The 26,895-nt window shown below is 56.6% G+C and carries 28 protein-coding genes and 1 tRNA gene; 8 read left to right on the top strand and 21 right to left on the bottom strand.

The genetic code is table 11. From position 1 onward, the window contains the following. The first annotated feature begins 27 nt into the window (after nucleotides 1–27). From aspA to ACJ8IJ_RS14855, 6 genes are all read left to right on the top strand, one after another. A complete protein-coding gene (gene aspA, locus ACJ8IJ_RS14880) occupies nucleotides 28–1,464 on the top strand; it encodes an aspartate ammonia-lyase (protein WP_004929659.1) in 1,437 nt (478 codons plus the stop codon). Nucleotides 1,465–1,589: 125 nt separating this feature from the next. Further along, the gene (locus ACJ8IJ_RS14875; RefSeq protein ID WP_004929658.1) at nucleotides 1,590–2,891 is read left to right on the top strand and encodes an anaerobic C4-dicarboxylate transporter; all 1,302 of its coding nucleotides are present in this window, start codon (nucleotides 1,590–1,592) and stop codon (nucleotides 2,889–2,891) included. A 109-nt stretch (nucleotides 2,892–3,000) separates the two neighbouring features. Next, nucleotides 3,001–3,324, top strand: a complete 324-nt coding sequence (gene cutA / locus ACJ8IJ_RS14870) for a divalent cation tolerance protein CutA (RefSeq protein WP_131164174.1) — start codon at nucleotides 3,001–3,003, stop codon at nucleotides 3,322–3,324. Further along, nucleotides 3,300–5,018, top strand: coding sequence for a protein-disulfide reductase DsbD (locus ACJ8IJ_RS14865; RefSeq protein WP_442518759.1), 1,719 nt, complete (start codon nucleotides 3,300–3,302; stop codon nucleotides 5,016–5,018). Before cutA ends, ACJ8IJ_RS14865 begins: the two co-directional genes overlap by 25 nt. A 39-nt stretch (nucleotides 5,019–5,057) precedes the next feature. Next, a complete protein-coding gene (gene dicD, locus ACJ8IJ_RS14860) occupies nucleotides 5,058–5,633 on the top strand; it encodes a division control transcriptional repressor DicD (RefSeq protein WP_015376374.1) in 576 nt (191 codons plus the stop codon). 160 nt (nucleotides 5,634–5,793) lie between these two features. Then, nucleotides 5,794–5,869, top strand: a tRNA-Phe gene (locus ACJ8IJ_RS14855). Nucleotides 5,870–6,101: 232 nt separating this feature from the next. Here the strand turns inward: ACJ8IJ_RS14855 and ACJ8IJ_RS14850 are convergent. From ACJ8IJ_RS14850 to ACJ8IJ_RS14830, 5 genes are all read right to left on the bottom strand, one after another. Further along, entirely contained in the window at nucleotides 6,102–6,524 is a 423-nt protein-coding gene (locus ACJ8IJ_RS14850) for a hypothetical protein (protein WP_325962613.1), read from the bottom strand. A gap of 119 nt (nucleotides 6,525–6,643) precedes the next feature. Further along, the gene (locus tag ACJ8IJ_RS14845; RefSeq protein WP_004929574.1) at nucleotides 6,644–7,150 is read right to left on the bottom strand and encodes a YbaK/prolyl-tRNA synthetase associated domain-containing protein; all 507 of its coding nucleotides are present in this window, start codon (nucleotides 7,148–7,150) and stop codon (nucleotides 6,644–6,646) included. 26 nt (nucleotides 7,151–7,176) lie between these two features. Continuing rightward, nucleotides 7,177–8,145: a threo-3-hydroxy-L-aspartate ammonia-lyase gene (locus tag ACJ8IJ_RS14840; protein ID WP_442518758.1), complete on the bottom strand. Its 969-nt coding sequence runs from the start codon at nucleotides 8,143–8,145 to the stop codon at nucleotides 7,177–7,179. Nucleotides 8,146–8,166: 21 nt separating this feature from the next. Then, the gene (locus ACJ8IJ_RS14835; protein ID WP_004929579.1) at nucleotides 8,167–8,556 is read right to left on the bottom strand and encodes a RidA family protein; all 390 of its coding nucleotides are present in this window, start codon (nucleotides 8,554–8,556) and stop codon (nucleotides 8,167–8,169) included. A 54-nt stretch (nucleotides 8,557–8,610) separates the two neighbouring features. Next, on the bottom strand, nucleotides 8,611–9,885 hold the full coding sequence (locus ACJ8IJ_RS14830) for a cation:dicarboxylate symporter family transporter (protein WP_033645584.1): 1,275 nt from the start codon (nucleotides 9,883–9,885) through the stop codon (nucleotides 8,611–8,613). Nucleotides 9,886–10,195: 310 nt separating this feature from the next. Here ACJ8IJ_RS14830 and ACJ8IJ_RS14825 point away from each other — a divergent pair, with 310 nt between their 5' ends. Further along, on the top strand, nucleotides 10,196–10,822 hold the full coding sequence (locus tag ACJ8IJ_RS14825; RefSeq protein ID WP_004929586.1) for a helix-turn-helix transcriptional regulator: 627 nt from the start codon (nucleotides 10,196–10,198) through the stop codon (nucleotides 10,820–10,822). 84 nt (nucleotides 10,823–10,906) lie between these two features. On the opposite strand, the gene ACJ8IJ_RS14820 is transcribed toward ACJ8IJ_RS14825, so the two are convergent. The 10 genes from ACJ8IJ_RS14820 to ACJ8IJ_RS14775 form a co-directional block, all read right to left on the bottom strand. Further along, nucleotides 10,907–11,194 carry a hypothetical protein gene (locus tag ACJ8IJ_RS14820; protein ID WP_004929587.1) on the bottom strand — a complete coding sequence of 96 codons (288 nt, stop codon included), beginning with the start codon at nucleotides 11,192–11,194 and terminating at the stop codon, nucleotides 10,907–10,909. 502 nt (nucleotides 11,195–11,696) lie between these two features. Beyond that, nucleotides 11,697–12,242, bottom strand: a complete 546-nt coding sequence (locus tag ACJ8IJ_RS14815) for a helix-turn-helix transcriptional regulator (RefSeq protein WP_049186387.1) — start codon at nucleotides 12,240–12,242, stop codon at nucleotides 11,697–11,699. Nucleotides 12,243–12,336: 94 nt separating this feature from the next. Next, the gene (locus tag ACJ8IJ_RS14810) at nucleotides 12,337–12,690 is read right to left on the bottom strand and encodes an MrpH family fimbial adhesin (RefSeq protein ID WP_152733925.1); all 354 of its coding nucleotides are present in this window, start codon (nucleotides 12,688–12,690) and stop codon (nucleotides 12,337–12,339) included. Nucleotides 12,691–13,383: 693 nt separating this feature from the next. After that, on the bottom strand, nucleotides 13,384–13,881 hold the full coding sequence (locus ACJ8IJ_RS14805) for a fimbrial protein (protein ID WP_049186348.1): 498 nt from the start codon (nucleotides 13,879–13,881) through the stop codon (nucleotides 13,384–13,386). Between the two features lie 10 nt (nucleotides 13,882–13,891). Beyond that, on the bottom strand, nucleotides 13,892–14,479 hold the full coding sequence (locus tag ACJ8IJ_RS14800) for a fimbrial protein (RefSeq protein WP_442518757.1): 588 nt from the start codon (nucleotides 14,477–14,479) through the stop codon (nucleotides 13,892–13,894). After that, nucleotides 14,472–15,086: a fimbrial protein gene (locus tag ACJ8IJ_RS14795; RefSeq protein WP_131164183.1), complete on the bottom strand. Its 615-nt coding sequence runs from the start codon at nucleotides 15,084–15,086 to the stop codon at nucleotides 14,472–14,474. The genes ACJ8IJ_RS14800 and ACJ8IJ_RS14795 overlap by 8 nt, the downstream gene beginning before the upstream one ends. Before the next feature lie 49 nt (nucleotides 15,087–15,135). Continuing rightward, a complete protein-coding gene (locus ACJ8IJ_RS14790) occupies nucleotides 15,136–15,885 on the bottom strand; it encodes a fimbria/pilus periplasmic chaperone (RefSeq protein ID WP_049186355.1) in 750 nt (249 codons plus the stop codon). Between the two features lie 53 nt (nucleotides 15,886–15,938). Next, nucleotides 15,939–18,470 carry an outer membrane usher protein gene (locus ACJ8IJ_RS14785; RefSeq protein WP_442518756.1) on the bottom strand — a complete coding sequence of 844 codons (2,532 nt, stop codon included), beginning with the start codon at nucleotides 18,468–18,470 and terminating at the stop codon, nucleotides 15,939–15,941. A gap of 29 nt (nucleotides 18,471–18,499) precedes the next feature. Continuing rightward, the gene (locus tag ACJ8IJ_RS14780; protein WP_442518755.1) at nucleotides 18,500–19,045 is read right to left on the bottom strand and encodes a fimbrial protein; all 546 of its coding nucleotides are present in this window, start codon (nucleotides 19,043–19,045) and stop codon (nucleotides 18,500–18,502) included. An 86-nt stretch (nucleotides 19,046–19,131) separates the two neighbouring features. After that, a complete protein-coding gene (locus ACJ8IJ_RS14775; RefSeq protein ID WP_442518754.1) occupies nucleotides 19,132–19,689 on the bottom strand; it encodes a fimbrial protein in 558 nt (185 codons plus the stop codon). A 470-nt stretch (nucleotides 19,690–20,159) separates the two neighbouring features. Between ACJ8IJ_RS14775 and ACJ8IJ_RS14770 the strand changes: the two genes are divergently transcribed. After that, a complete protein-coding gene (locus tag ACJ8IJ_RS14770) occupies nucleotides 20,160–20,909 on the top strand; it encodes a winged helix-turn-helix domain-containing protein (protein ID WP_442518753.1) in 750 nt (249 codons plus the stop codon). Nucleotides 20,910–20,985: 76 nt separating this feature from the next. Here the strand turns inward: ACJ8IJ_RS14770 and ACJ8IJ_RS14765 are convergent, their stop codons facing one another. The 6 genes from ACJ8IJ_RS14765 to ACJ8IJ_RS14740 form a co-directional block, all read right to left on the bottom strand. Further along, nucleotides 20,986–21,426, bottom strand: coding sequence for a hypothetical protein (locus ACJ8IJ_RS14765; protein ID WP_049186362.1), 441 nt, complete (start codon nucleotides 21,424–21,426; stop codon nucleotides 20,986–20,988). Between the two features lie 31 nt (nucleotides 21,427–21,457). After that, nucleotides 21,458–22,270 carry a winged helix-turn-helix domain-containing protein gene (locus ACJ8IJ_RS14760; RefSeq protein ID WP_004929616.1) on the bottom strand — a complete coding sequence of 271 codons (813 nt, stop codon included), beginning with the start codon at nucleotides 22,268–22,270 and terminating at the stop codon, nucleotides 21,458–21,460. A gap of 265 nt (nucleotides 22,271–22,535) precedes the next feature. After that, a complete protein-coding gene (locus tag ACJ8IJ_RS14755) occupies nucleotides 22,536–23,153 on the bottom strand; it encodes a DUF2238 domain-containing protein (protein WP_049186365.1) in 618 nt (205 codons plus the stop codon). A gap of 121 nt (nucleotides 23,154–23,274) precedes the next feature. Then, the gene (gene yncE, locus ACJ8IJ_RS14750) at nucleotides 23,275–24,294 is read right to left on the bottom strand and encodes a 7-bladed beta-propeller protein YncE (RefSeq protein ID WP_370456249.1); all 1,020 of its coding nucleotides are present in this window, start codon (nucleotides 24,292–24,294) and stop codon (nucleotides 23,275–23,277) included. A 106-nt stretch (nucleotides 24,295–24,400) separates the two neighbouring features. Next, entirely contained in the window at nucleotides 24,401–25,261 is an 861-nt protein-coding gene (locus tag ACJ8IJ_RS14745; protein ID WP_004930014.1) for an isochorismatase, read from the bottom strand. Nucleotides 25,262–25,264: 3 nt separating this feature from the next. Beyond that, nucleotides 25,265–26,893: a (2,3-dihydroxybenzoyl)adenylate synthase gene (locus tag ACJ8IJ_RS14740; RefSeq protein WP_442518752.1), complete on the bottom strand. Its 1,629-nt coding sequence runs from the start codon at nucleotides 26,891–26,893 to the stop codon at nucleotides 25,265–25,267. Between the last annotated feature and the right edge of the window lie 2 nt (nucleotides 26,894–26,895).

Genomic DNA, 26,895 nt, shown 5'->3' with positions numbered 1-26,895 from the left:
CGGCAGCAACACATAGAGAAGGTTCTCATGTCAAACAACATTCGTATCGAAGAAGACCTGTTAGGAACACGTGAAGTCCCCGCAGACGCTTACTACGGAGTTCACACTCTGCGTGCGATTGAAAACTTCTACATCAGCAACAGCAAAATCAGCGATGTCCCCGAGTTCGTTCGCGGCATGGTGATGGTGAAAAAGGCCGCGGCGATGGCCAACAAAGAACTCAAAACCATTCCGCGCAAAATCGCCGACGTGATCATCCAGGCCTGCGACGAGGTGCTGGATAAAGGCAAGTGCATGGATCAGTTCCCGGTGGACGTATTCCAGGGCGGCGCGGGCACCTCGCTGAACATGAACACCAACGAAGTGCTGGCGAACATTGGCCTGGAGCTGATGGGCCACCAAAAAGGCGAATACCAGTACCTGAATCCGAACGATCACCTCAATAAATGCCAGTCCACCAACGACGCCTACCCGACCGGGTTCCGCATCGCGGTGTACGCCTCCAACCAGAAACTGATCGACGCCATCAACCAGCTGCGCGAAGGCTTCGATCGCAAGGCGAAAGAGTTCGAAACCATCCTGAAAATGGGCCGCACCCAGCTGCAGGACGCGGTGCCGATGACCCTCGGCCAGGAATTCCACGCCTTCAGCGTGCTGCTGAACGAAGAGACCCGCAACCTGCACCGCACCGCGGAGCTGCTGCTGGAAGTGAACCTGGGCGCCACCGCCATCGGCACCGCGCTCAACACCCCGGAAGGCTACCAGCCGCTGGCGGTGCAAAAACTGGCGGAAGTCAGCGGCCTGCCGGTGGTACCGGCAGAAGACCTGATCGAAGCCACCTCCGACTGCGGCGCCTACGTGATGGTGCACAGCGCGCTCAAACGCCTGGCGGTGAAACTGTCCAAAATCTGTAACGACCTGCGCCTGCTCTCCTCCGGCCCGCGCGCCGGCCTGAACGAAATCAACCTGCCGGAGCTGCAGGCGGGATCGTCCATCATGCCGGCCAAAGTGAACCCGGTGGTGCCGGAAGTGGTCAATCAGGTGTGTTTCAAGGTGATTGGCAACGACACTTGCGTTACCATGGCGGCCGAAGCGGGCCAGCTGCAGTTGAACGTGATGGAGCCGGTGATCGGCCAGGCGATGTTCGAGTCGATCCACATCCTGACCAACGCCTGCTACAACCTGCTGGAAAAATGCATTAACGGCATCACCGCGAATAAAGAAGTCTGCGAACACTACGTCTTCAACTCGATCGGTATCGTCACCTATCTGAACCCGTTCATCGGCCACCACAACGGTGACATCGTCGGGAAGATCTGCGCCGAAACCGGCAAGAGCGTGCGTGAAGTGGTGCTGGAACGCGGCCTGCTGACCGAAGCCGAGCTGGATGACATCTTCTCCGTGGAGAACCTGATGCACCCGGCCTATAAAGCCAAACGCTATACGGATGAAAATGAACAATAACAGACCTACCCGGTAGCCCTGAAAGGCACGCTAAATCCTCTGGATAGCGTGCCTTTTTACTTTTAGGCGCCCACAAAATTTTAACGTTTGATTTTCAATTTCTCTCATTTTAAGGAGTAAACACTATGCTAGCCTTGGAATTGGTTATCGTTCTGCTGGCCATCTTTTTAGGGGCCAGGTTGGGCGGTATCGGTATCGGGTTCGCGGGGGGGTTGGGCGTTCTGGTCCTGGCGCTGATCGGCGTCAAGCCAGGCAGCATCCCTTTCGACGTGATTTCCATCATCATGGCGGTGATCGCGGCGATCTCCGCCATGCAGGTCGCCGGGGGGATGGACTATCTGGTGCAGCAGACCGAAAAGCTGCTGCGCAAGAACCCCAAACATATCACCATTCTCGCCCCTATCGTCACCTACTTCCTGACCATCTTCGCCGGCACCGGCAACATCTCGCTCTCGGCGCTGCCGGTGATCGCCGAGGTGGCGAAAGAACAGGGCATCAAACCTTGCCGGCCGCTGTCGACCGCCGTCGTCTCCGCCCAGATCGCCATCACCGCCTCGCCGATCTCCGCCGCGGTGGTGTACATGTCTTCGGTGATGGAAGGCCACGGCGTCAGTTACCTGCACCTGCTGATGGTGGTGATCCCGTCCACCTTCTGCGCCGTGCTGGTGATGTCGCTGCTGGTGACCTGGCTGTTCGACTCCAAGCTGTCTAACGATCCGGTCTACCTGAAACGCCTGGAAGAGGGCCTGATCACCCTGCGCGGCAACAACGCGCTGGCGATCAAACCGCGCGCCAAAGCCTCGGTGCTGCTGTTCCTGCTGGGCGTACTGTGCGTGGTGGCCTACGCCATCATCAACAGCCCGGGCCTGGGCCTGGTGGCCAAGCCGCTGATGAACACCACCAACGCCATTCTGATCATCATGCTGAGCGTCGCCACGCTGACCACCCTGCTGTGCCGCGTCGACACCGACATGGTGCTGAACTCCAGCACCTTCAAGGCCGGCATGAGCGCCTGTATCTGTATCCTCGGCGTCGCCTGGCTGGGCGATACTTTCGTGCAGGCCAACATCGACTGGATCAAAGAGACGGCCGGCAGCGTCATTCAGGCGCACCCGTGGCTGCTGGCGGTGATCTTCTTCTTCTGCTCGGCGCTGCTGTACTCGCAGGCCGCCACCGCCAAGGCGCTGATGCCGATGGCGCTGGCGCTGAACGTGTCGCCGCTGACCGCCGTCGCCTCCTTCGCCGCCGTTTCCGGCCTGTTCATCCTGCCGACCTACCCGACGCTGGTCGCCGCGGTGCAGATGGACGATACCGGCACCACGCGCATCGGCCGCTTCGTGTTCAACCATCCGTTCTTCATTCCCGGCACCATGGGCGTGATCTTCGCGGTGGTATTCGGCTTCCTGCTCGGCAGCGTCATGCTGTAACGCTTCGACCGGGGCTGCGGCCCCGGTTTTCCTTCTGGCGATAAACTCGCCTTCTAGCCAATCCGCCTTCAGGGTATAGTGCCCATTCGAACCGATGAGAGGGCTGAAGATGTCTGATTGCGAAGCTGTCGTCATACTCTGTACCGCACCCGATGAAGCCAGCGCCCAGGAACTGGCGGCGCGGATCCTGGGCGATAAGCTGGCGGCCTGCGCCACGCTGCTGCCCGGCGCCACCTCGCTGTATTACTGGGAAGGGAAACTGGAACAGGAATACGAGGTGCAGATGCTGTTCAAAAGCGATCGCCGCCGTCAGCAGGCCCTGCTCGACACCCTGAAACAACATCACCCCTACCAGACGCCCGAGCTGCTGGTATTGCCGGTGATGGCCGGAGATAAAGACTACCTGTTATGGATCAACGCTTCATTAAACTGATTTTGCTGCTGTGCAGCCTGTTCTTCCTGCCGCAGGCGGCGCAGGCTTCACTGTTCGCGCTGACGGGCGGCAGCCAGTTCGTGCCCGTCGATCGGGCCTTCGCTTTCGATTTCAAACAGCAAGGCAACCAGGTAACGCTGAACTGGCAGATCCGCCCCGGCTATTACCTGTATCGTCAGCAGATCAAACTGGTGCCACAGCAGGCGACGCTCGGCGCCTTTACCCTGCCGGAAGGATTGAGCCACAAGGACGAGTTCTTCGGCGAAGTCGCCATCTTCAAGCAGCAGCTTAATCTGCAGGTGCCGCTGCAACAGGCAGCGGCCAACGCCAGCCTCAGCGTCACCTATCAGGGCTGCGCCGAGGCCGGCTTCTGCTATCCGCCGGAAACCCGGGTCATCCCGCTGGATGCCGTCAGCGCAAGCGCTGCCGCCCCGCTCCCGGCCGCTGCACCGGCTGAAGCGCCCGCCGCACCGGCCAGCCTGCCGTTTTCGCCGCTGTGGGCATTGCTGATCGGCATCGGCATCGCCTTCACGCCGTGCGTGCTGCCGATGTACCCGCTGATCTCCGGCATCATCCTCGGCCGCGACCGGCCGCAAAGCAGCGGCCGCATTCTGGCACTGGCGGTGGTTTACGTGCAGGGCATGGCGCTGACCTATACCCTGCTCGGGTTGGTGGTGGCCGCCGCCGGGCTGCAGTTCCAGGCGGCGCTGCAACATCCTTATGTCTTGATCGGCCTGTCAGTGCTGTTCATCGCCCTGGCGCTGTCGATGTTCGGCCTCTATTCCCTGCAGCTGCCTTCCGCACTGCAAACCCGGCTGGCTAACTGGAGCAACACCCAGCGCGGCGGCTCGCTGACCGGCGTGTTCCTGATGGGCGCCCTGGCCGGGCTGATTTGCTCGCCCTGCACCACCGCGCCGCTCAGCGCCATCCTGCTGTATATCGCCCAGAGCGGCAATCTGTGGGCCGGCGGCGGCACGCTGTACCTGTACGCGCTGGGGATGGGCATTCCGCTGGTGATCGTCACCCTGTTCGGCAACCGCCTGCTGCCGCGCAGCGGCCCGTGGATGCAGTACGTGAAAGAGGCCTTCGGCTTCGTCATTCTTGCGCTGCCGGTGTTCCTGCTGGAGCGAGTGATCGGCGATCTGTGGGGCATGCGTTTGTGGAGCCTGCTCGGCCTGGCGTTCTTCGGTTGGGCCTTCGCCCTGAGCCTGAGAAGCGCGCGCGGCTGGGCTCGCGCCTTGCAACTGCTGCTGCTGGCGGCGGCGGTGATCGCCGCACGGCCGCTGCAGGACTGGGCTTTCGGCGCCGACCAGGCGCAGCAGGCCGCTCAGCCGCACCTGGCCTTTACCCGCATCAACAACGTCGCACAGCTCGATCTGGCGCTGCAACAGGCGCGGGGCAAGCCGGTGATGCTCGATCTGTACGCCGACTGGTGCGTAGCCTGTAAAGAGTTCGAGAAATACACTTTCAGCGATGCGGCGGTGCAGGCGAGCCTGGCCAACGCGGTGCTGCTGCAGGCGGATGTGACCGCCAACAGCGCAGAACAGGCGGCGCTGCTGAAGCATCTGCAGGTGCTGGGGCTGCCGACGATCCTGTTCTTCGATCCGGCGGGCCAGGAACTGACGGCGCAGCGGGTCACCGGTTTTATGAAGGCGGAAGCCTTCAACGCGCATTTGCAGAAAGTGATGCGATAACTGACACTGAAGATCGGAAGCGAATGGGAGGAAGCACAAGTGCAACGTGAACACGTCCTTGATACCGCGCTGGGCCTGTTGGAACAACAGGGCCTGGCGACCGCCACATTAGAGATGCTGGCGGAAAAACTCGACGTTCAACCCGGCGATCTCAAACGGTTCTGGCCGGATCGCGAAGCGCTGCTGTACGACTGCCTGCGCTACCACGGCCAACAGATCGACACCTGGCGCCGCCAGCTGCTGCTGGACGAAAATCTGAGCCCGCAGCAAAAGCTGCTGGCGCGCTATGACGTGCTGGCAGAATACGTGCAGCAAGACCGCTATCCCGGCTGCCTGTTTATCGCCGCCTGCAGCTTCTTCCCGGAAACGGACCACCCGATCCACCAGCTGGCGGAGCAACAAAAGCTGACCTCGCTGGAGCTGACCCGCGAACTGCTGCGCGACATGGACGCCGACGACGCCGACATGGTGGCGCAGCAAATGGAGCTGATTCAGGAAGGTTGCCTGAGCAAACTGCTGGTAAAACGCCAGCTCCAGGACGTATCGGTCGCCAAACGGCTGGCGGAAGACATCTTGCAGGTGGCGCAGTGCCGCCGCAACGGGGCGCTGAGCTGAATCGGCAGGGTTGGCAGCGCCACCAACCCGAGGCGATAGCCACAACAGGCGCATTTTTTGCGCCCTTTGCCTGAAAAGCCAGCAACCGGAGGCATTTTCGCGTATTTCACGCATAAAGCCGTTGACGGCTTTCGGCCAATACGGTTTAATGCTGCCCGTTGCCCGGATAGCTCAGTCGGTAGAGCAGGGGATTGAAAATCCCCGTGTCCTTGGTTCGATTCCGAGTCCGGGCACCATATTTAGAGAACCCAGCCTATGGCTGGGTTTTTGCTTTTCAGGGACTGGACTCTCCATCGAACTGCGTTCGATTATTCGGCCAGAGGCCTCACCCTGCGGGCCAGCGCTGAAGCGCTGTTCAACGCGGCGCCAGCGCCGGTTGTCCGAGTCCGGGCACCCTATTCAGAAGAACCCGCCTATGGCGGGTTTTTCGCTTTCTGGGGTACGGATTCTCCATCGAACTGCGTTCGATTATTCGGGCTTTCGTTGACTCGGCGGGATCAGCCCAATCAGCGCCAGTACGCAAGATTTGGCAGCTAATACCAGATTGAGATGCCCGGGGAAAGCGACGTTGATAAACCAAAAGGCCAGGAAGATCGCCAGAGAAACCGGCCAGGCGAGCACGAAGAACCGGGTATCGCATAACCGCTGGGCGCAAAACAGCAGCGTCAGCACGATCGCCAACACGCCGAAAGGAAGATACAGAATCAGCCTCAGGTAAGGGGCGATGACATCGGCGAACGATACGTTATTGATGACGGAAATCGTCAATTTCTGAAAGAATAATGCGTCGTTGTTATAGAGCTCTAAAAGATTTAGCCACGCAAAGCTGAGCCCTATCGTTAACGACATCCATACTGCGTACTCTTTGCGGGATAGGGGATTGGTGATCAAACTCAGTCTCTCGTTCAGCCAGCGGTTCCGAACAAAGGATATAGCATAACAACGCTGAACCGGCGGTAAACGGCGGTTCAGCGTTGTTGTTCAACTCGTCTGAACAGACGCTCTTTTTCTCACTCCGCGATCGTCTCCGTACGCGCGAAATGAATAAACTCAGGCGCCGCAATACGCAGATAATCCTGCGCATTGAGCACCACGGAGCGTTGCAGATCGCCCGCGTTAAACGCAATGTCATCGTAACGGTCAAACAGCTCCGGATCGGCGACCAGCCTGAGCTGCGGGTGGAAGCTGAACGGCGGGATCGCCCCCGGCACGCAGGCCGTCAGGGTCGCGATTTCCGCCGGGCTGACCAACGACGCCTTTTTACCGCCCAACTCGGCCGCCAACCGCTGCAGATCCGCCTGCCGATCCGCCGCCAGCACCGCCAAAATGTAATGCTTGGCGCCGTCGATGCGCGTTTGGCACACCAGAGCCTTGGCGCCCTGCCCCTGTTCGGTGCCGCGCAGCGCCGCCACCGCTTCGCAGCGCCCCTCCGCCGGATGTTCTATCACCCGGAATGCGGCCTCTCCGGCGCTCAGCAACGCCACGACCTGCTCAAATACCGTCTTGTCTGTCACCATGGTTCTCTCTCGTCACCTGCCTGTTTCTATTGACCTGCCAGCAACTCGCCGTAGCGGCGAATGTCGACGTTGCCACCGCTGATGATCACACCGACGCGTTTTCCCCGCAGCATCAATTTCTGCGCGCAGGCGGCGGCGAATCCCAGGCAGCCGGTTGGCTCCACCACCATTTTCATTCGTTCGGCGAAAAAGCGCATGGCGCTAATCAGCTCATCGTCGGTCACCGTCAGAATGTCGTCAACGTCCCGGCAGATAATCGGGAAAGTATATTGGCCCAGGTGCTGCGTCTGCGCGCCATCGGCGAGGGTCTGCGGCGTCTCAATGTGAACGATGCGGCCGGTACGGAATGATTGCTGCCCATCATTGCCCGCCAAAGGCTCTACGCCATAGACTCGGCAACCCGGCGACAGCCGGCGCGCGGCGAGCGCAGAACCGGCCAGCAACCCGCCGCCGCCCAGACAAACGAACAGCGCGTCCAGTTCGCCAACCTCGTCGAACAGCTCTTTAGCCGCGGTGCCCTGCCCGGCGATCACCTGCGGATGATCGTAAGGCGGGATCAGCGTTAATCCCTGTTGCTGCGCCAGATCCCGGCCGATCTGCTCGCGATCTTCATGATAACGGTTGTACTCCACCACTTTGCCGCCATAGCCGCGCGTCGCAGCCACTTTGGCCGCCGGCGCGTCGTGCGGCATAACGATCGTGGCGGGAATGTCGAGCAGCCTGGCGGCCAGCGCGATCGCCTGCGCATGATTACCGGAAGAAAAGGCCACGACCCCGGCCTTGCGCTGCGCCGGAGAAAACTGCAGCAAGGCATTCATCGCACCGCGAAATTTAAAGGCGCCCATACGCTGCAGGTTCTCGCATTTGAAAAATACGCTGGCGCCGAAATCGTCGTCAACCGTGCGTGAAGTCTGCACCGGCGTGCGGTGAGCATAATCCTTGATGCGCGCGGCGGCGGCCACGTCGTCATAAACGGGTAAAATCAAATCGGTCATAGCGTTACCTGTCAGTAAGGGTTAAAGGGCGGCCAACGCGACGGCTTCCACTTCCACGGCGGCGCCATAATGCAGTTGCGATACGCCGGCCACCGCGCGCGCTGGGCGAAACTCGCCGATCCATTCGGCATACAGCGCATTGAAGGTCGGCCACAAATCGATATCCGTCAGATAGACGCGCACCTGAACCAGCTGCGCGCGGCCGACGCCGGCCCCTGCCAGGCAGGCATCCAGATTGGCCAGCACCTGGCGGGCTTGCCGCGCGAAAGGTTCTTCGGCAAGACTCTCACCGGAAAAGGCGATCGGCAATTGGCCAGAGATATAGACCGTCCCATTGGCCGTGCAACTGGGTGAATAATGACCGGCGGGAGGAAAGCCGCCGCCGGCGTTGTAAACCACATCATGCTTCATATTTAATCCTTGCACAGGTTCGAAAAGCCCTGCGGAAACGGCGCAGGGCGGCATTCAGACGGGTTTGCGCGCAGCCGCTTCAGGCAGCCTCGCCTGAAAACCCACACGCTCTTTCTGCCAGTAAGAAATCGCCATGGTCGCCACGCCGTTGCCGGCCACGTTGGTCAACGTACGCATGGTATCCATCAAGCGATCCACGCCGAGAATCAGCGCCAGCCCCTCCATCGGTATCTCTGGAAACATCAACAGCGAAGCGGACAGCGTGACGAAAGCGCCCCCCGTCACGCCGGCTACGCCTTTCGAGGTCAACAGAAACACCATCAATAGACCGGTCTGTTGCACCAGGCTCAGCTCCAAACCGGCGGCCTGAGCGATAAACAGCGCCGCTAACGTCATGTAGATTGAAGAGCCGTCCAGATTCAAGGAGTAACCGGTCGGCACGACAAAACCGACGGTGGCTTTACTGCAGCCGGCCGATTCAAGTTTTTTCATCAGGCCAGGCAGGGCGGCTTCCGATGAAGTGGTGGTAAAGGCGATGATCAGCTCTTCCCTGATGAGTTTTAAGAAACCGAACAGGCTAAAACGGGTCAACCAGGCCACCACGGAAAACACCACCACAATGAGGAACAGACACCCCAGATAGACCAGCCCCACCAATTTCATCACCGGCATCAGCGCGCCGATGCCGTATTTGCCCAGCATGAACGCCGCCGCGCCAAATACGCCAACGGGTGCCAGCTTGAGGATGATATTGACCACTTTGAAGGTGGCTTCGGTCAGCAGATTCACCAAATCAACCACCGGCTTGCCTTTATCGCCCATTGCGTACAGCGCATAGCCAAACAGCAGAGCCACCAACAAGATTTGCAGCATGACACCGCCGGCCAACGCATCAACCACCGTTTTCGGGATGATGCTCATCACGAAGTCCACGCCTTGCAGGGGCTCCGCCGGTTTAAGCGCCGTGGCGGCATCAGCATGCAGGGCCAGCCCTTTGCCCGGCTCAAACAGATTGCCCATCGCCAGGCCGATCAGCAGCGCCAACGTGCTGACCACTTCGAAATAACAGACCGAGATCATGCCCAGGCGGCCAACGCCGGCACCGCGTTTAACCTGCGCAAAACCGGCTACCACGGTGAGAAACACAATCAGGCCGGCCACCATTTTGATCAGTTTGACGAAGGCCGCCGCCAGCGGATTGAGCTGAGCGCCGATTTGCGGCCACAACAGGCCCAGCGCGCCACCGGCCACCAGCCCCAATACCAGTTGAAAGGTCAACGTGTAATAAAAAGGTTTTCGTGCAGAACCGACGACTGAAGTTGCAGACATTATTGTTCTCCATGCCCTTGCGGGCCGTTGAAGCTAGCGCTGAAAAACCCCGGTGTGTGCGATACGGCTTTTAACGCACGAACATTGTCATACTTAAAACAAATAATCTAAAATTAGAAAATAAGTCCAATAATGATGTTATATACCTGCGCGACGGCCAAATGCCAATCGGGAAGTGCAGAATTGGGAGCAGGATCATTTTTAGTGCCGCCAGGCGCCAGATGAAAACCGCCGTGCGCCGCACTTGTGGTATGTTCTTCATCTGGCTCGAAATGAGCCAACGCCGCCAAGAAAGTGATCGGAGTGCCCTATGCCTGAAGTGCCGGAAAATTTGCTGTTATCCCAGTTGAATGTGATTGCCGAGGGGCTGAGCGCCACCTTCGCGCCATTTTGCGAAGTGGTGGTTCACGATCTGCAAAATCCCGAACACGCCATTTTGGCAATCCACAACAACCTGTCCGGACGAGAAGTCGGCCAAGCGGCGACGGAACTTGGCCTGGCTCGCATCGCTTCGGCGGAGTTTCCCAGCGTGATCGCCAACTACGGCAACCAGTTCGCCGATGGCCGCCCGGCGAAAAGCACCTCGATCGGTATCAAGAATGCGCAGGGCGACTACGTCGCCGCACTCTGTTTGAACGTTGATATGACGCTGTTCCGCGGCATGCAAAGCGCGCTGGCGCAGTTCACGCAAACGGCGGCCGGCGCGGTGACGGAACACCTGGAGCCCAGCGGCGCGGAGGCCATCCGCAACCGTATCGATCGCTTCGCCGCACGCCACGCCACCACGCCGCGCGCGCTGAAAACGCCGGAGAGAAAGCGGTTGATTCAGGAACTGAGGGAGCAAGGCCTGCTCGAGGTGAAAAAGGCGATGGAGATTGTGGCGCAGCACCTCGGCGTTTCCCGCGCTTCGGTGTATCTCTATGCGAAAGAAGAGTGAAAAGGCGGCACCTTCAGCCCCGCTTGCGTTACTCAGGCATTATTAATACAAAACCCGCCAGTACGGCGAGTTTAGACTCATGCCTCACTGGCAAATCGAAGCATATTTCTTCATAAACGGGCTGGCGCAAATTGACGCATAGATATCGTTTTGCCGCTGGCTGGCAGTGGACGCCGGTTTTTGCGCATCGCCGATGTTGACGCCGGTACCGTTGCTGCCGCTGGTGCTGCCGTTAATACTCACGTCAACGGACGTGTTGCCGCCGCTGCCGGTATTGCCATTAATGCCGCCTTCAATCACCAAACCTGCCTGGGCCAGCGGCGAACACATCAGCAGTGCGCAGCTCAGTAATGCAATTTTCTTACTTATCATTGCCTTTTCCTTATTGAATTACCTGACTTGATTTCTCGTACTTCAGACCATTTATCCATTCCCTGCTGCAGTTAATCCCTCTCTTTCACCTATCATCAGCCGTCTTTTCCTCATACGCTGTTCATGTTTGAAAAATGCATACAGGCTCAGAAAAAACAGCAGTATCGCCAGAAAAAAAAGACTCACTTTACCTTCCCTGGGTACATCTCGGCACCACACAAAATATAACATTCACTTGATAAATAGTTTTTCATAACTCATAAGCCATAGCGCGTTACGAGCCAAAAAAAACAGGGCTAACCCCCGCTCATCGATAAATAGCCATTAATAAACCTATAGTATTTTTTCACAACCTGTGTGACGTGCTTGTGAACTCTCTTTTTAAATTTAACATTCACGCCATTAATATATTAAAAAAACACATAGCCATTTCATTAGAATTGAAAATAACAGGGGGTGTCAGAATAACAAAAAAGAAGAATTAGAGTATCCCTCATCAAGGTTAAGAATATTCTCCCTCCTGGGACAACAGCCAATAAATAAACTCATGATTCCGGCTTAACATCAACTTGCGCATAACCGATCGTTTATGACTGTGCACGGTTTTTACGCTGACCCCTAACAGCCTGGCGGTTTGCGATTGATCGACCCCTCTGCGCAGATAGTTCACCACCTGTCGTTCGCGTTGGGTCAGCTGAGCAGATTTCGCCTGTGCAAAATGAGCATCGGCAAACACACGATCCAACAGCACAGATAAATCGCTTCGCCGATCCATTCTACATAGTACTCGCCGGCCATTTTTGCGAAATACCCCCTTCTCTTCTTCAATGATCACACTCTGCGCCACAGTAGCGGCATGCCATGGTGTCCCCCAATGCCGAATACAGCGGGAAGAAGAAGCGAAAAGCACATCGGGCACTTCCTTGCTGTCGGGCGCTAAAAAACGAATTGTCTTATTATTGTCTCGTGCATATTCCGCAATGCAAAGCCGCAAGCCTGCGGCAAAATAACTGTTGCCATCATCAATAATAAAATTAACGGTTTTCATCTTCAATCTCTCAACAAGAAAACGCAACCTCTGACATATTCCTTCCATAATTAATATGGAGCGAATTTATCATCTCTTGAAACCTATAATCGCCTTACGCTATTTCAACAATCGCCACCACCGATGTGGAAAATGGCCCAGTATGCGAGGTATTATTATTTTTCAGATCACCATCGATAAATATCTCTTGGTTACCCGAAGAGACCTTAATAAAACTTTCCGTTTCTGTATTTCCCGGCGTAGAATTGCGAACCTTCAAACTGGCATTGAGCTTGCCATCCTGGCTTAGGGACATATTGGTGACGCTCTGGGAAAATTTAACCCGCAGGTTAGCATCGCCTGTACAGTTAACTTTAAATGATCCGCTGGCCTGCCGATTTGTGACATCATTGCTAAAAGAGCCAAAATCAATGATTGCATCAGTATCAATAATGTCGCAAGAGGACATCAGAGGTAAGGTATCCCCACAATCGTACCGATATCCCGACGTTGTGGTTGTTTCTATGCGGTACAACCAAACGCAAGTCCTAAGTCCGATAACCTGTGCGGAAATAGATACATTTCTTGTGACAGTTTTCCCGAAACTACCGCGAAGCTTCATTAAGGGGACCAACTCACCGATCGTCGCAGCAGTGGCTACACTTACGTTACAGTCACCGCTATTGCACCAATTCGGCGGATTACGGTCAACCAGAATAACCTCATGCAGCCAAACTGGATCCCATTGACCATTAGAATACACCCTCTCTAACCGTATACTTATATGACAATCATATGATGGATTAAGGCTCCTCTGACACCCATTGTGAGCAGAAAGAGTAGGAGAAAGGCTGACCGCCGTAAGAGATATACTATACGCGTTCGTACCAACCCTACCATTATTGATTACAATGGCCTCATGAAATGCAGCAGCCTTTACCCCTGCCGCAAGGAAAAAAAAGGTTATTAAGAATAATAATATTTTATTCATCTGATTAGCCATCCGTCGAAATATATTATCCGACATAGTCAATAGAAAATATTTCCCGACGGATAAGCACCGACGGTCGCATCATTTGTAATGCCGTATTTATCAGGCGGCATTTTTCATTTCACATGATTTAGCACCGGAGCATTCTTACCCCGGTGCAAGCCGATGCTATTATTCATACATGACGGTCATAGTCGCCGAGCCCGTGAAATCTCCACCGGTCAGCATGGCGCTTGGGCGGCCGATCGGCACCGCGTAGAGTTTGGTCGGGTTGGCCGCATCGATCGACAGCTTGGTCTTGCTGACGTAGGTGGTATCCCCCGAGCCCTGGGTGATGCGCAGCCCGAGATTGGGAATGCTGCTTTGCAGCGGATTGTAATCCCCCCAGGAAACCGGCACGAAGTCCAGCATCACCTTGAGCTGGCCGCTGTTCGGGTCGCCCCCGGTGCAGGAAACGCTATAGGGGATCTCCATCTTCTTGTAGCTGACGCCGTCAATTTTCTTGACCACGACGTTATCAAAGTTAACGGCAATATCTTTACCCGCGTTGAGCACACAGTCTGGCTGCTCGACCAGCTTGCCGGTAAAGTTCACGTTTACCGCCTGCGCAACGCCACCGGTGAGTAACCCCATGCAGGCCAAGGCGGCCATGGTTGGAAAACGTTTCATGTTCATCTCCTTATTGAACCTCTACTAATAATGTGGCGGAACCGGAAAAGTCCCCGCCGCGCAAAGTGGCGCCGCTGCGTTTTATCGGTACGGCGTGCAGCTCCGGCTGATTGGGATAATAAAAATTCAGCCATTCATTCAACTTTAGCGGCTGGGTATTTTGAAACAGCAGCTTGATCGCCAAGTTATCCTTGTCAGTGCGTAGCAAGCCGTCGCCAAAGTTCGGGCTAGTGCCCTGCAATTTAATCTTCATAAACCCATTCATACCGGAAGTATCGCCATGGCAGACGACCCGATAGGGGATCTTTTTTTTGCCATAGTTAACGCCGTCAATATCTGCAATCTTCAGCTCGCCGAAGGGCACGTCAATGTCGTTGCCGCCGTTAATTTCACACTTCGGTTTGGCGATCACTACGCCTTTGACCGTTACGTCCACCGTGGTGGCTTGAGCGGGTTGGCCAATGAGCAGCACCGCCAGCAGGGTTAACGCCGAGGCAGCGGTGGCGGTAGCCGCCAGCCCACACCCCAGGCGCAGATATTCTGCGCCGGTTTGCAGCCTGGCTCGCCATAGAGTTTCCATTGCGTCCACCTCAGTCATAGTTCATCCGAAAATCAATCGCGGCGCGGTAGGCCCCCGCCAGCAAAGGCGCGCGGGTGCGTTCCGCCATCACATAGAACTGCAGACCGTTATCGCCCAGCGCCAGCAGCTGCGGCCGGCTGCGGCTACCCAACCGAACGTCCTGTTTACCGGCATCCAACACGCGCAGCCCCAGGCCGTTGGCGCCCTGTACCTGCACCAACTGCGGGTTATCCGCATCGGCCGGGGCGCTGAAGCTTACCGTCACCGCCGGCTGGTAGGCATCCCATAGCCGATAACCCAAGCGCGGGTCTCTGATCGCCGCCCCCATGCGCATGCAGTCACGCAACCGCAGCTGGAATGCCACCGGTTCTGCGCGGCTGCCGGGCATGCTCAGGCTGCCGGTGGTGATATCGCCCAACCAGATATCCTGATAGGCCGATGACATTTCCAGCCGACAAGCGCCTTCGGTGAGGGCGCCATGCACAAGCAGCACGCCGCTATTGCCTGGCGCAGCCTGAACGTTGGCGTTGGCCATCAGCGCCAGCGCCAGCGCTGCCGCCCGGCCTGCCCGTCGCGTTAAAATGCCTTTTCTTTGGCTGCCGTAGCCCACGCCATTCCTTTCCATTGCTTTTCCCCTGCCGCTTCAACTCGCGGAGCACCGCTGCCGGCTCCGATTATCCTTGCTTCTCAGGCACCACCTGGCAATCGCCAGCGCCACACTTGAAGGTCAACTCCGGGCGGCCGCCGTAGTCATTGATGTAGGTCAGCACCGGTGCATTGCCCAGGCCCGAAGCCCCCAACGCGATGTTGCCCTTCGGCGGTACCATCAGCGGCTCAAAGCCGGCGGCGGTCTTGCCGTTCTTGCTGCTGCGTGCATCAACCAGCGTGATGTAATACGGGGTCGGGTTGTTGACCTTAAAGCCATCCCCCTGGCGCGTCAGGGTCAGCTGTTCCTGCCACGGAGCGAACGCACTGTTTTTGTTCGGCACTATCGCCGCCGGGCGATAGAACAGCTTGATGCGCGTCTGCAGAGCGATCTGCAGCGTGTTGGCCTTGCTACTCTTTGGCGGGATCTCGCGCAGGTTAAAATAGAACAGGCTCTCGCGATCCTGCGGCAGCACCTTAATACTCGGCAACGCCTGTACCTTGACCTGGCTTTGCGCGCCCGGCTCCACGCGCTGCACCGGCGGCAGCACGATCAATGGGCTGGTGATCTTCTCACCCTGCTCATTCTCCAGCCAGCCCTGCGCTAAATACGGCAGCTGAGTATTTTTATTACTGATGGTCATGCTGGCCGCGCTATCGCCGCCGTTTAAAATCACGCGGGTGCGATCCAGCGCAATGGCGGCCTGCGCCTGGCTGCTCAGTAAGGTGGCTGTCAGCAGGCCGGCTACCGAAAGCGTTTTTACAGTGTTGTTTCGCATAAAAAAGGTCCCATTTGGTCAAAGTTGCACTTACTGGTTTTCAAGGGTACGGCTTAGCCTTCCTGCGCCGCGGTCACCGGCCGGCACGGCAGCAGCAGGTCGCTCAAAGCGACATCCGCGCGCACCGCCGGCAGGTCAATCTCACATTGCGCTTTCCCTTCCCAATGCACCGTCATTTGTTCCTCGGCGCGAATACCGCTCAGGTACACGCTGCCGCCATCGTTCACTATCCCGGTCTGCTGCTTGCGGCGGTTGAATACCTCGGCGCCAAACGGAGGCGTGCTGCCGTCCGCCAGGCGAATCACCGCCATGGCTTTTTGCCCGGAAATCACATTGAAGCGCCGGTAGCCAATCGCACCCTCGGTGAGCGTCGCCTGCACCATCGACTGGGTCGCCTCTGCATCGTCCGCCAGGTTGGTCAGATCGATGCTAGCCCGGCTGCGGTAATAACTGCTGACGTCCGCCACCACCGCTTTGCCGAACATATTGGTGTGGGTAGTAGCGCCAAAGCCGCGCACCGGCACCCCGGCTACGCCGTCGGTGTCCAGCATCAGGCGCGTACCGCCAAAGGCGCCGTTGCGGTGCAATGCCGCGCCCTTGGCAGTGAGCGTGGCGCCGCCCTGCAGGCCCATGCCGATTGAGCTGTACTGGCCGCCCTGATAGCTCACGTTGGCGTCAATCTTGGCAATGTCGCTATCGTGGCTGTAGAAGCCGCTGGCGGATTCGCCGCTGCGCGAGCTGCCGGCGCTCAACTGATAGTTATTGTGCTCATCCAGCCGGTTGTAATACCCCACCCGCTGGCTGTTGTTGTTGCGGTTCCACGCGCTGCTGTAGCTGAGGTTGGCATTCACCCCCCACGGCACCGACAGGCTCAGATACATGCCGTCGTCATTGGCCCTCTGGGCTTTATTGCGATAAGCGGTTAACGACGCGCTCATATTCCTGAACGAGCCCAGGTCAAAATAGCGTGACAGCGCCAGGCTGTAGCGTTCACTGGTTGGTTTATCCCAATAGGTCTGGTGGTCATAGTTGAGATAGGCGCTGACCCCCTGATCGCGGAACTGCTTGTTAAAGGTGATGGTGTACATCTCCCGGCTTTTGCCGTTCTGCATGCCGTGATAGCGCGCATCCAGGTATTCGCTCATGGTCATAAAGTCCTGCACCGAGAAACGGTAACCGGCGAAGGTGACCTGACTGTCGTATTCATCAAAGCTTTTCGAATAGCTCAGGCGGTATGAGCCGCCGCTTTTGGTGCCGTCTTCGCTCGGCAACCTGGCCCGTGACTGCGTGCTGTCGAACGACAACGCGCCAAACGCCAGCAGATCGCGCCCCAGCCCCAGAGACAGTGCGTTGTAATCGCCCGCGGCGATGGCCCCGCCATACAAGGACCAACCGTTGCTCACCCCCCAAGAGAACTCACCGGCCGCAAAGGCTGGCCCTTGCAGGTTATGTTCCCAGTTCGACGGCCGGCCACCGGCGAGTTTGTAACGCACCATGCCAGGGCGGGTCAGGTAAGGGATGTTGGCGGTATCCACCTGAAACTGCTGCACGCTGCCATCCTGTTCTTCTACTTTCACATCCAGCTTGCCCATTACCGAATCGCTCAGATCCTGGATACGGAATGGCCCGGCGGCGACCTGCGCCTCGTACAGCACCCGCCCCTGCTGGCTGATCGTGACCTTGGCGTTGGTTTTGGCGATACCCGTCACCTCCGGTGCATAACCGCGCAGGTTGGGTGGCAGCATGTTGTCGTCTGATATCAGGCTGAGGCCGGTAAAGCGGAAGCTATCGAACAGGTTGGTCTGCAGATAGTCTTCACCCAGCGCCAGGCGCGCACCCAGCTTAGGCAGAGCGCGGAAGGCGTAGTAACGGCTCCAGTCAAACGACTTCTGGCTCGACTGGCCCGAGCCGGTCTGATGGCTCAGGCTAGTCTGCCAGTCGGCACGTAGCCGCCAGGCGCCGAGGTTGGCGCCCACCGCACCATTGCCGCCCAGCCGCTGCGTCTGCCCGCCGCCATTTCTGTTGCTCTGTGCCTGGCCATTCAGGTTGTAGTCCAACAACAGGCCGGGAATGCCGTTATCCCAGCGCGCCGGCGGATCCCAGTCCGGCGAGGAATATTCCAGATAGGCCTGCGGGATGTTCAGGTACAGCGCCGAAGCCGCCAGATCGCCCCGGGCTTCGATGCCGTTGAGGCTGGCAAGATCCAGACACTGCTCGTTGTGCCACCAGCGCAGCTGCTTGAGAAATTCTGCTTTAAAGCCCAATTGCTCGACCAACTGCGGTGAAATGCAGGCCACGCTGTCTTTAGGATCGTTTTCCGGCTGATAGAAGGTGACAGGCTGTTCATCCAATGCCTGCTTGTTCATCAATACCGTCATGTTGTACGTACCCGGCATAATGTAAGCACCGGTGGAAAAGCGGTTGAGATCGATATTTTTCCTATCGTTTATATCCAGAATGTCGGTGTTGAATTGAATCGCATCATCTGCACGTAACGGAAACGCCAGACTGCACAGGGCCAACGAAATGCATATCCCTAACAAGCTTAACGGGAGCGCTCCCGATTTAAATTTTTTCGCATCCATGATTCCGCCAACCTTTGACTTATTTATAATCAGTAATAATCCAATTTAAAACGAATGGCGGAGCGGTAATCCCCTGCACGTAATACCTGGCGGTTAGCCACCAGCTGCATTGAATAATTCAATCTATAATCTTTTGTTAGAGTATTTTCTATCGACATTGGCACCCCGGGATTAACCTCTTTACCAATACTATCGGCAATTCGCAATGCAACGCCGCGGGCATCCCCTATCACACCGAAGTTTTTACCTTCTGCGTGCCCATCAAATATCATGCGGAAATGCTGGCGACCAGAAATACCAGTATCATCGCCAGACAGCCCGCAATTCACCAATTGCACAGTAAAAGGGCGAGTTAATCCGTGCCCATCGCGAGATATTTGCTCTATCGGCAAACTTTTCATGTCGATAGTTTGATCGCGGCTTGCCGATTCAATTGCGCAGGCTGCGTTAACAATAGCGCCTTCCATATTAACTCTTCCCCAGCCAATAACCGCAGCCGCTGCCGGCATCGTCTGAGTAATAAAAAGCACGGCCAATAGGGAAGGCGCCATTCTATTTTTGCCAATGGGGGCCATATACGTTATTCCTTGCGAATATGAATCCATCAGGAGAAAAAAGCATGCGGGCCCGCCCGCATGCTGGCATCACTGAATTAAAACTATTACTGGTAGCTCAGCGCGAAGTTAACCACGCTGGTGAATGCACCTGGAGTGATGGTATCCAGAGCACCGCCGTTCCCTTTCAGGAAGGCTTTGAATGCCAGTTCGGCACCAGTATCACCAATTTCGATCTTCTGCCCGGTGGTCGCTGCGCCCAGCTCTACAACGGCGTTAGAATTAAGGGTATCGGTGATCACAATGCTCGCACCTTTGGCGGTGCTGCCGCTGCCCAGTGCAATCATCTTCTTATCGGTGCCGGTGGAACCACCGGCTTCACCGGTAAAGGTTGTCTTGACGGTTTTTGCCGTAGTATTAGAGCAGTCTTCCAACTTAATGCTGAACGGCTCTTTTACTTCAGACTCGCGGCCGTCTTTCAGGCTCAGGTTGGAAATCTGACCCAGTGGTACGGTTTGATCGATGCTGCCCGGTGCAATAGAGCATGGCGCATCAATGATTTCACCCGTGAAAGTGACAGTACCGCTACCATTTGCCGCCTGTGCTATCATGGAAGAAACGCCAAAAGCCAATACCGCTGCCATCATGATTTTATTCAGTTTCATAATAATCCCTTACATTCCTTAGTAAGCATGAGGTTGTAATAATGACAATTAATTAGTCCGATTAAGTCGCAGGCAACTCCTTGTGTTTGCACCTGGTCATTATCTTACTCAGTTAGAGTTAGCCATCTAATTGTCGGAACATCGCTTTTCTTGCTGACACGCGGCATTTTCACGCTCCGTATCAGTGGCAACAAATTTACCCTCCATCGCACGAAAATAAAATGTTATGTCGCGAAAATACAAAAACACAGGATTTATATAAAATAAATACAAATTAAATAGATTTTAATTCTGTAAAATAGAAATTAAGTAATAACGATTATTTTTTAATACTTATAAACCAAGCCAATCATTACGATAATTATATAAATACATGGAAAAATCCTATTGACTCCCCCCCTGGAGGATTGAAAAAACAGGTCGCAGGTCTCAGAATCATCTCTCGACAGGTAAGTTGACAGGTTGAAAAAATGATTTTCCATATAAACAACAATGTTCTCTACGATGAAGAAGAGAACACGCTAGCGCATATCGATAATGCGGCGACTAAAATAGTGTTACTTAGACCCAGCGCCAGGCTGTTATCACTGTTCATCCGTAACAATAATGTTCTTCTTATGCGGGAGAAGTTACTTAATGAAGTTTGGGTGGAGCATGGGCTCAAGGCCTCAAATAACAATCTGAATAATTATATTTCAGGCCTACGCAAATCCCTTGCACAATTCGGCGAAGAGAAAATCATAGTCACCTTCCCCCGACAAGGTTTTAAATTCACCGCAGAAAGCATTCATGTAGAAAATGAAAACAAAAGGAGTATAAAAACCGAATATGAAGCGGACGATACCAAGGAGGCTCGAAGAGGTGGGTTCTTCAGGCGCAAAATCGCCTGGTTATTGTTGCGTCGTTCGGTCGTAGCCATGCTTATTTGCCTACTGCCTTTTACCGCGTTCATGGTTTATAAACACAGCATGCATATCAATGTTTATCCACTGGGCAACTATGCGTCTTGTCAGCTCTACAGCATGAAAGCGGGGGGCGGGGACAAGGTAAAGGTTATCGAATTCATTCAGCGAGAAAGTTTGAATTGTGCCAGTAAAGCAGATGTTTACTACTATGACCGGGTGCAGCAAGAAGGGATAAAAGACGGTGCCGGGCTGCTCACATTCTGCCCCAGAACGGCTAATACCCCCTGTTTCAGCAAACCCATTGACAATAATTAATCCATGTTTGCAATTTTATTTATCATTCACTAACTTGCCCCCCCTCTGCCGATACGTCAATCCGCAGGGGGCACAGTTACAATGCCACCGAACAGACAAAATAGGGAGAGAGATTGTCGACAAACAAGAAATGGTTTGCATCAACCTGTTCAATGCGTACGTGGTATTGCTGGCCTTTCATCGGCAAACGGCGGTTAAGTGCCTCTGACACCAAGGTATCCTGTGGATTCCTGATATTGCTTTTGACCCAGAAGGTATAGTTGTCCCCACGGCGATGATATTCCAGACGCGCCACCCTGGAGATCACATATTTATTATTGCCGTCGAGAAAGCTTCCGTTAAGCAACAGCGTCGCTTCTCGTGTCCCATGTGGAATCAATTTAAGCAGCAACACGCGTTCATGGCGGCTTTCACCGTTATGATTAGCCACGCGCATTACCGCGCTGCATTCAGGCAGCCGGGGGGTAAAAAACAATCGGTAAATGGCGCAAGCGCTGATAAACAGCGCTATAGCCATTAGTGCGCCATAGCGATACCGCCATAACAATTTATAAACCCCAGCTTTCATAGAAGTTCTCGCATTGGACCTTTCCAGCCGCCATTTTTGCCTGTGGGCAATAATAAAGATAAGCAATTCTCACCTTACCGGTGGTATTCGGCAAAATGGCCTGAGAGTCGAAATACAACAACGTCGCCGGTTCATGACACTGAACATGATTATTTTTCTTCAGCATTTCCTGAAAATGCTGCCTGTCTATCTCACTGGGGCCCGTTTTATGATAGGAAGTCACAAATTGCACTTCGCAGTTGTCTATCTTGCCAACGTTTGCCACGCGGAGCGGCGGATACCCTGTCGCCAACCACGCCCAGATACCGCTCCCTATCGCCAGTGCGATCAGCACCATCAATGCATACCTTTTCAACCGTGGCATGTGGGGTATCAATGCGGGTGATGTATCACTCTCAGAAGGTTCAACCGGTTCAGCCAGTTCAGGCGGTTCAATCGGTTCAACCGGGCCTTTCACTTGGCTGTCTGCGGTTTTTAGCTGGGATGCGCGAAACATAAATCCCTGTCGAGGCAGCGTGACGATAATGTCATTCTCACCCAACGTGGCGAACATCTTGCGCAGAATCGAAATGGTGTTATTGAGATTATTGCCGGAGGCCACCTGGCCGTGCGCTTCCCACACCTGCGCCAGCAACGCATCGCGGGAAAGCACCAGGTTATTATTTCTGACCAGCGCGGAAAGCAGGCGATTCAGCGTGGCCGTCAATGTGATAGGTGGGATGTCATCATGCAGCGAGACCAATTCCGATCTATCTTCATGATACTTAATATTATTATTAATTATATATCTCATAATCCCCTGCGCTATAACTAATAACGCTAATGACCCCCTACCAAGCGTAATGATATTAGCACAGCACCATTGATAAGAAAATTCTTACCAAATAAATATAAATTAATATAAAACAACAAGATAACAACACAGCAATGATAACAAGCGGCTGCACTCAAGGCTGGTTTTATGCTCCATATCGTCTTCTGATGCAGCTACCCACATGAATATAAACAAAAAACCCGCCATACGGCGGGCTATTACGCGATGTGATCATTTGAGTTTTTCAGCCCAAGCGAGCGATTTGCCGCTCCTGCCAACGCCCGAACAGCAACAAGCCGCATATCGCCCCGAGCAGCGCGCAGAACATGTCGGACTGGGTGTCCCACGGGTCGCCCTGGGTGCCGAGAAACTCGTCGGCGCCCTGGCCCAGCGCCAGCGCCGCCCACCATTCGATCAGCTCATACAGGGCACTGATGGCGAGCGCGATGCAGCACACCACGAAGCCCAGCATCTTGCGCCCCTGTACATAACCACCGCGCAGCAGGATCTCGCGCGCCGCCAGCGCCGGCACCAGCCCCTGGAAGAAGTGCCCCAGTTTGTCGTACGGGTTACGGCCAAGACCCAGCCACTGCTGCACCTCAAACCCCAGTGGCACGCGGGCATAGCTGTACATGCCGCCGAAAATCAGGATCAGCGCATGGAAGAAAATCAGCGTGTAGAGCAGCGGCGTCAGCGGGTAACGGCGATGGGTCAGCCACAGCAGCGGCAAAACGATCAAGACCGGCGCCACCTCCATCAGCCAGGTGGTGCGATCGTAAGGGCTGATGCCGCTGTGGATCAGCGCGGCCAGCAGCAGCAGAGTGATAACGGATAACAACAGCGGTGCGCGTGAGACGGGCATAACCAACGTTCCTTCGGGTCAATAAGGCAATCCACACTTTATACCGCAGATCGCACGGCGAAAAAAAACAGGCGGAGCGTCGCCGCTTCGCCTGTTCGGTGTGCGCTTACCCAGCGTAGGATTATTTCAGCGCGACGCGGATCACGTCGTCCGGCGCAGTCGCTTCTTTCTCGCGGCTGGAAGCCTGCTTGACGCTGACATACAGCGTTTGGCCATCCGGCGACAGCGCCAGGCTATTCGGGTGGGTCGGCGTCTTGATGGTGTTCAGCACCTTGTAGCTCTTGGCGTCGATCACGCTCACTTCGCCCGCCTGGCGGTGGGTGACGTAGACTTCATTGCGCGCCGGGTTGAACAGCACCGCCAGCGATTCCGGCACGTCGATCTTGCTCAGGATGTTGCCGTTGCGGGTATCCACCACCAGTACCTGCGGCTGCTTGGAATCGGTGATGAAGGCGCGGTGAGTGGCGGTATCCAGGCTGATGTTCAGGAAGAAGTGCTCTTTAGACTCATCCAGCTTCTTGCGCGACAGCACCTTGTTGCTCTGGGTATCGATGGTCACCAGCTCGCCGTCGGCGTTGGTGACGTACAGGCGTTTGGCGGCGGCGTCCAGCGCCAGGCCGGTGCCGTATTTGCCGGTGTCGGTCACGGTGGCGCGCAGGGTCAGATCCTTGCCGTCCACCACCCACACCACGCTGGAATCCCCCAGCCCGGTGATGTACAGCGTGTCGCTGTCGGCATCCGCCACCAGTTCACGCGGCGCCAGCGGCTTGACGGTTTCGGAGCGCTGGCGCGCGTCCAGCACCAGGCGGCCTTTCACGTCGCCGGTTTTGGCGTCGATGGCGGTTACCGAGTTATTGACGGTGTTGCCGAAGAACAGCGTGCCGGTCTTGGCGTTGACGGCGGCGCCAAACGGCTTGATGTCGTTATGGATAATTTGGGTCACGTCCAGCGTGGTCGGATCCAGACGGTAAACGATGCCGCCCTTGTCCAGCTTGCGGCTCTGCGAGGTGGCCAGGTAGAGCGCGTTCTCGCTCGGGCTGTAGGCCATTTCATAGGCGCCCTTGCCGACCGGCTTGCGCAGCACTTCCGGCGCGGTTTGCGCCTGCAAGGTGTTGGAGAACAGCAGCGTAGACAGCAGCATCAGCGGAAATGCCGCGCGTTTTCCCTTGGTGATCAAAGTATTCATCAAAATCTCCTTATAAAGCCAACAGGGTGGCCGAACGGCCGCCCTCTGCTCGTGATTAAAATCAGGCTTTCTCTTCGGAAAGCAGCGCCCACCAGCTGTCGATGGTCGGGTTGCGCGCCAGCGCGATAAAGTCGATGTCGCCGCGGATCTTGCGCCAGCGGGTCGCCAACTCCATGATGCGCACCGAATCCAGGCCGTAATCGATCAGGTTTTCATCGTTGCCCATGTCTTCGCTGTCTTCGTCCAGCAGCGGCAGGATCTGCTGACGCAGCGCATCGATGCTGGCGATACCGGCCGCCGGCAGCAGAGACGCGGTGGTCACCACCCGGCCGCAGCGGCCAGCGGTGTAGCGCAACGCCATCAGGTGTTCGTCGCGCGAGAAGTCCGCCAGGCCGTCGGCCACCATGAACGGCTGGATGTTGCGCATGAAGGCGTCGATGGCGGTGGTCAGGCAGCCGATGTGCGCATACACGCCGCAGATGATCAGCTGATCGCGGCCGGACTCCTGCAGGATTTCCTGCAGCGGCGAGCGATGGAAGGCGCTGTAGCGCCATTTCACCAGCACCGTGTCGTCTTCGTCCGGCGCCAGCGCGGCGGTCACCGCCTGCTGCTCGGGGTGTTTGTTCAGACCCGGCCCCCACATGTCGTTCAACAGCGCGCGATCTTCATCGCTCTGCTGGTTCGGCTGTGCGGTATAAAACACCGGGATGCCCTGCTGCTTGCAGTAGCGGCGCAGGTTGGCGATGTTCTCCACCACCTGTTTAATCAGCGCGCTGTCCTCGCCCCAGAAGTTGAGGAAATACTGCTGCATATCGTGGATCAACAGCGCGGCGCGCTGTGGCTCCACCTGCCAGGTGACTTTATTTTGCGGCAGTTCGTCCGCCGTCGGCAGCGCGTAGTCATTAAGTTTTGGAATGGCCATCGATTAATCTCCCTGAGCCTGAGTCTGTAGTTGCGCGTCGAGCTGCTGGCGCAGCCGTTTTTTGTCCACTTTGCCGACCGGAGTCAGCGGCAGGCTGTCCACCTGAATAAAGCGATCCGGCAGTTTGAAGTCCGCCACGCCCTGCTCACGCAGGTGGCGGCGCAGCACCACCGGTTTCAGCGGCGCGTTGGCGATGATATAGGCGCAGCTCTTCTCCCCCATCAGCGCATCCGGCATCGACACCAGCGCGGCGTTGATCACGTCAGGATGACGCAGCAGCAGGTTTTCGATCTCCTCGGCGGCGATCTTCTCCCCGCCGCGGTTGATCTGGTCTTTCTGCCGCCCCTGCACGGTGATGTAGCCGTCTTCGCTGATGCTGATCAGATCGCCGGAGCAATAGAAACCGTCGGCGTCGAAGGCGTCGGCGTTGTGCGCCGGGCTCTGGTAGTAACCGCGGAAGGTGTAAGGCCCGCGCGTCATCAGCCGCCCAACCTCGCCCGCCGGCAACGGATTGCCGTCGTCATCCGCCACCCATACCTCGTCGTCCGGCGACATCGGCCGCCCTTGCGTCGCCAGGATGTGGCGTTCATCGTCGTCCAGCCGGGTGTAGTTCACCAGCCCTTCCGCCATGCCGAACACCTGCTGCAGTTGGCAGCCGATTTCATTCTGAATGCGTGCCGCCAGCGTTTCGCCCAGCTTGGCACCGCCCACCTGCAGCAGTTTCAGGCTGGCGAGCTGGGCATTGCCGCCCCACTCTTCGATCGCCTGCAGCCACAGCGTGACCGCCGGCGGCACCAGCGCCGTCACGTTGATTTGGTGCTGTTCGATCAGGCGGAAGCATTGCCCGGCGTCCGGATCGACGGCGAACACCACCAGCCCGGCGCCATAAAACACGCCCAGCACGCCCGGCGAACTCATCGGGTAGTTGTGCGCCACCGGCAGTGCGCACAGATAGCGGGTCTGCGCGTCGAAACGGCAGATCTCCACGCTGCGGCGAATGCTGTAGTAGTAGTCATTGTGGGTGCGCGGGATCAGCTTCGGCGTGCCGGTGCTGCCGCCGGAAAGCTGGAAGAACGCCACCTGATCGGCCGCGGAAGGCTGCGCGACGAAACCGTCGCTCGCTTCGTCCAGCCAGGCGGCCAGCGCCAGCTCGCCCTCGGGCTGGCTGCGCAGCGCCACGACGCGCAGTGAAGGATGGGCATCGCGGAAGGCGCTCAGGAATTGATCGTCGGCAAACAGCGCGTGCTGGCGATCGGCGATCAGCAGCGCCGGTTTGATCTGCTCGGCATAGGCGTTCAGCTCGCTGCGCTGATGGCTGAACAGTGCGTTGACCGGCGCCACGCCAATTTTCAGCAGCGCGAAGAACACGATATAGAACTCCGCCACGTTGCCCAGCTGCACCAGTGCGGTGTCGCCGGATTTCACGCCGCGGCGCAGCAAAGCAGCCGCCAGGCGATCGGAGCGCTGCTGCAGTTCGCGATAGGACAGGCTGCCCTGGGCGTCGATGATCGCCGGGGCGTCGTTGTTGGCCTGGCGGTCGAGGATCTCGGTCAGCGGCTTGTCAATCCAGTAGCCGCGCTCGCGATAGCGGCTGGCGAACTCCGCCGGCCAGGGGGTAAAGGCAATGCTCATCT

Source organism: Serratia sp. CY40230 (genome assembly GCF_052168835.1).
In the GTDB taxonomy this organism is placed as follows: domain Bacteria; phylum Pseudomonadota; class Gammaproteobacteria; order Enterobacterales; family Enterobacteriaceae; genus Serratia; species Serratia nematodiphila.
This window is presented reverse-complemented; position numbering and strand designations above follow the sequence as displayed.

Bases quoted from the DNA above. Each gene is read 5' to 3' on its own strand.
- ACJ8IJ_RS14795 (WP_131164183.1), bottom strand. From the start codon at position 15,086: ATGGAAAGGAATGGCGTGGGCTACGGCAGCCAAAGAAAAGGCATTTTA.
- ACJ8IJ_RS14810 (WP_152733925.1), bottom strand. From the start codon at position 12,690: ATGTCCTCTTGCGACATTATTGATACTGATGCAATCATTGATTTTGGC.
- ACJ8IJ_RS14865 (WP_442518759.1), top strand. From the start codon at position 3,300: ATGGATCAACGCTTCATTAAACTGATTTTGCTGCTGTGCAGCCTGTTC.
- ACJ8IJ_RS14755 (WP_049186365.1), bottom strand. From the start codon at position 23,153: ATGCCCGTCTCACGCGCACCGCTGTTGTTATCCGTTATCACTCTGCTG.
- ACJ8IJ_RS14830 (WP_033645584.1), bottom strand. From the start codon at position 9,885: ATGTCTGCAACTTCAGTCGTCGGTTCTGCACGAAAACCTTTTTATTAC.
- cutA (WP_131164174.1), top strand. From the start codon at position 3,001: ATGTCTGATTGCGAAGCTGTCGTCATACTCTGTACCGCACCCGATGAA.
- ACJ8IJ_RS14740 (WP_442518752.1), bottom strand. From the start codon at position 26,893: ATGAGCATTGCCTTTACCCCCTGGCCGGCGGAGTTCGCCAGCCGCTAT.
- aspA (WP_004929659.1), top strand. From the start codon at position 28: ATGTCAAACAACATTCGTATCGAAGAAGACCTGTTAGGAACACGTGAA.
- ACJ8IJ_RS14770 (WP_442518753.1), top strand. From the start codon at position 20,160: ATGATTTTCCATATAAACAACAATGTTCTCTACGATGAAGAAGAGAAC.
- ACJ8IJ_RS14820 (WP_004929587.1), bottom strand. From the start codon at position 11,194: ATGATAAGTAAGAAAATTGCATTACTGAGCTGCGCACTGCTGATGTGT.
- ACJ8IJ_RS14840 (WP_442518758.1), bottom strand. From the start codon at position 8,145: ATGACCGATTTGATTTTACCCGTTTATGACGACGTGGCCGCCGCCGCG.
- ACJ8IJ_RS14780 (WP_442518755.1), bottom strand. From the start codon at position 19,045: ATGGCCCCCATTGGCAAAAATAGAATGGCGCCTTCCCTATTGGCCGTG.
- ACJ8IJ_RS14790 (WP_049186355.1), bottom strand. From the start codon at position 15,885: ATGCGAAACAACACTGTAAAAACGCTTTCGGTAGCCGGCCTGCTGACA.
- ACJ8IJ_RS14825 (WP_004929586.1), top strand. From the start codon at position 10,196: ATGCCTGAAGTGCCGGAAAATTTGCTGTTATCCCAGTTGAATGTGATT.
- ACJ8IJ_RS14845 (WP_004929574.1), bottom strand. From the start codon at position 7,150: ATGGTGACAGACAAGACGGTATTTGAGCAGGTCGTGGCGTTGCTGAGC.
- ACJ8IJ_RS14800 (WP_442518757.1), bottom strand. From the start codon at position 14,479: ATGACTGAGGTGGACGCAATGGAAACTCTATGGCGAGCCAGGCTGCAA.
- ACJ8IJ_RS14765 (WP_049186362.1), bottom strand. From the start codon at position 21,426: ATGGCTATAGCGCTGTTTATCAGCGCTTGCGCCATTTACCGATTGTTT.
- ACJ8IJ_RS14760 (WP_004929616.1), bottom strand. From the start codon at position 22,270: ATGAGATATATAATTAATAATAATATTAAGTATCATGAAGATAGATCG.
- ACJ8IJ_RS14785 (WP_442518756.1), bottom strand. From the start codon at position 18,470: ATGGATGCGAAAAAATTTAAATCGGGAGCGCTCCCGTTAAGCTTGTTA.
- yncE (WP_370456249.1), bottom strand. From the start codon at position 24,294: ATGCTGCTGTCTACGCTGCTGTTCTCCAACACCTTGCAGGCGCAAACC.
- ACJ8IJ_RS14875 (WP_004929658.1), top strand. From the start codon at position 1,590: ATGCTAGCCTTGGAATTGGTTATCGTTCTGCTGGCCATCTTTTTAGGG.
- ACJ8IJ_RS14805 (WP_049186348.1), bottom strand. From the start codon at position 13,881: ATGAAACGTTTTCCAACCATGGCCGCCTTGGCCTGCATGGGGTTACTC.
- ACJ8IJ_RS14815 (WP_049186387.1), bottom strand. From the start codon at position 12,242: ATGAAAACCGTTAATTTTATTATTGATGATGGCAACAGTTATTTTGCC.
- ACJ8IJ_RS14745 (WP_004930014.1), bottom strand. From the start codon at position 25,261: ATGGCCATTCCAAAACTTAATGACTACGCGCTGCCGACGGCGGACGAA.
- ACJ8IJ_RS14835 (WP_004929579.1), bottom strand. From the start codon at position 8,556: ATGAAGCATGATGTGGTTTACAACGCCGGCGGCGGCTTTCCTCCCGCC.
- ACJ8IJ_RS14775 (WP_442518754.1), bottom strand. From the start codon at position 19,689: ATGAAACTGAATAAAATCATGATGGCAGCGGTATTGGCTTTTGGCGTT.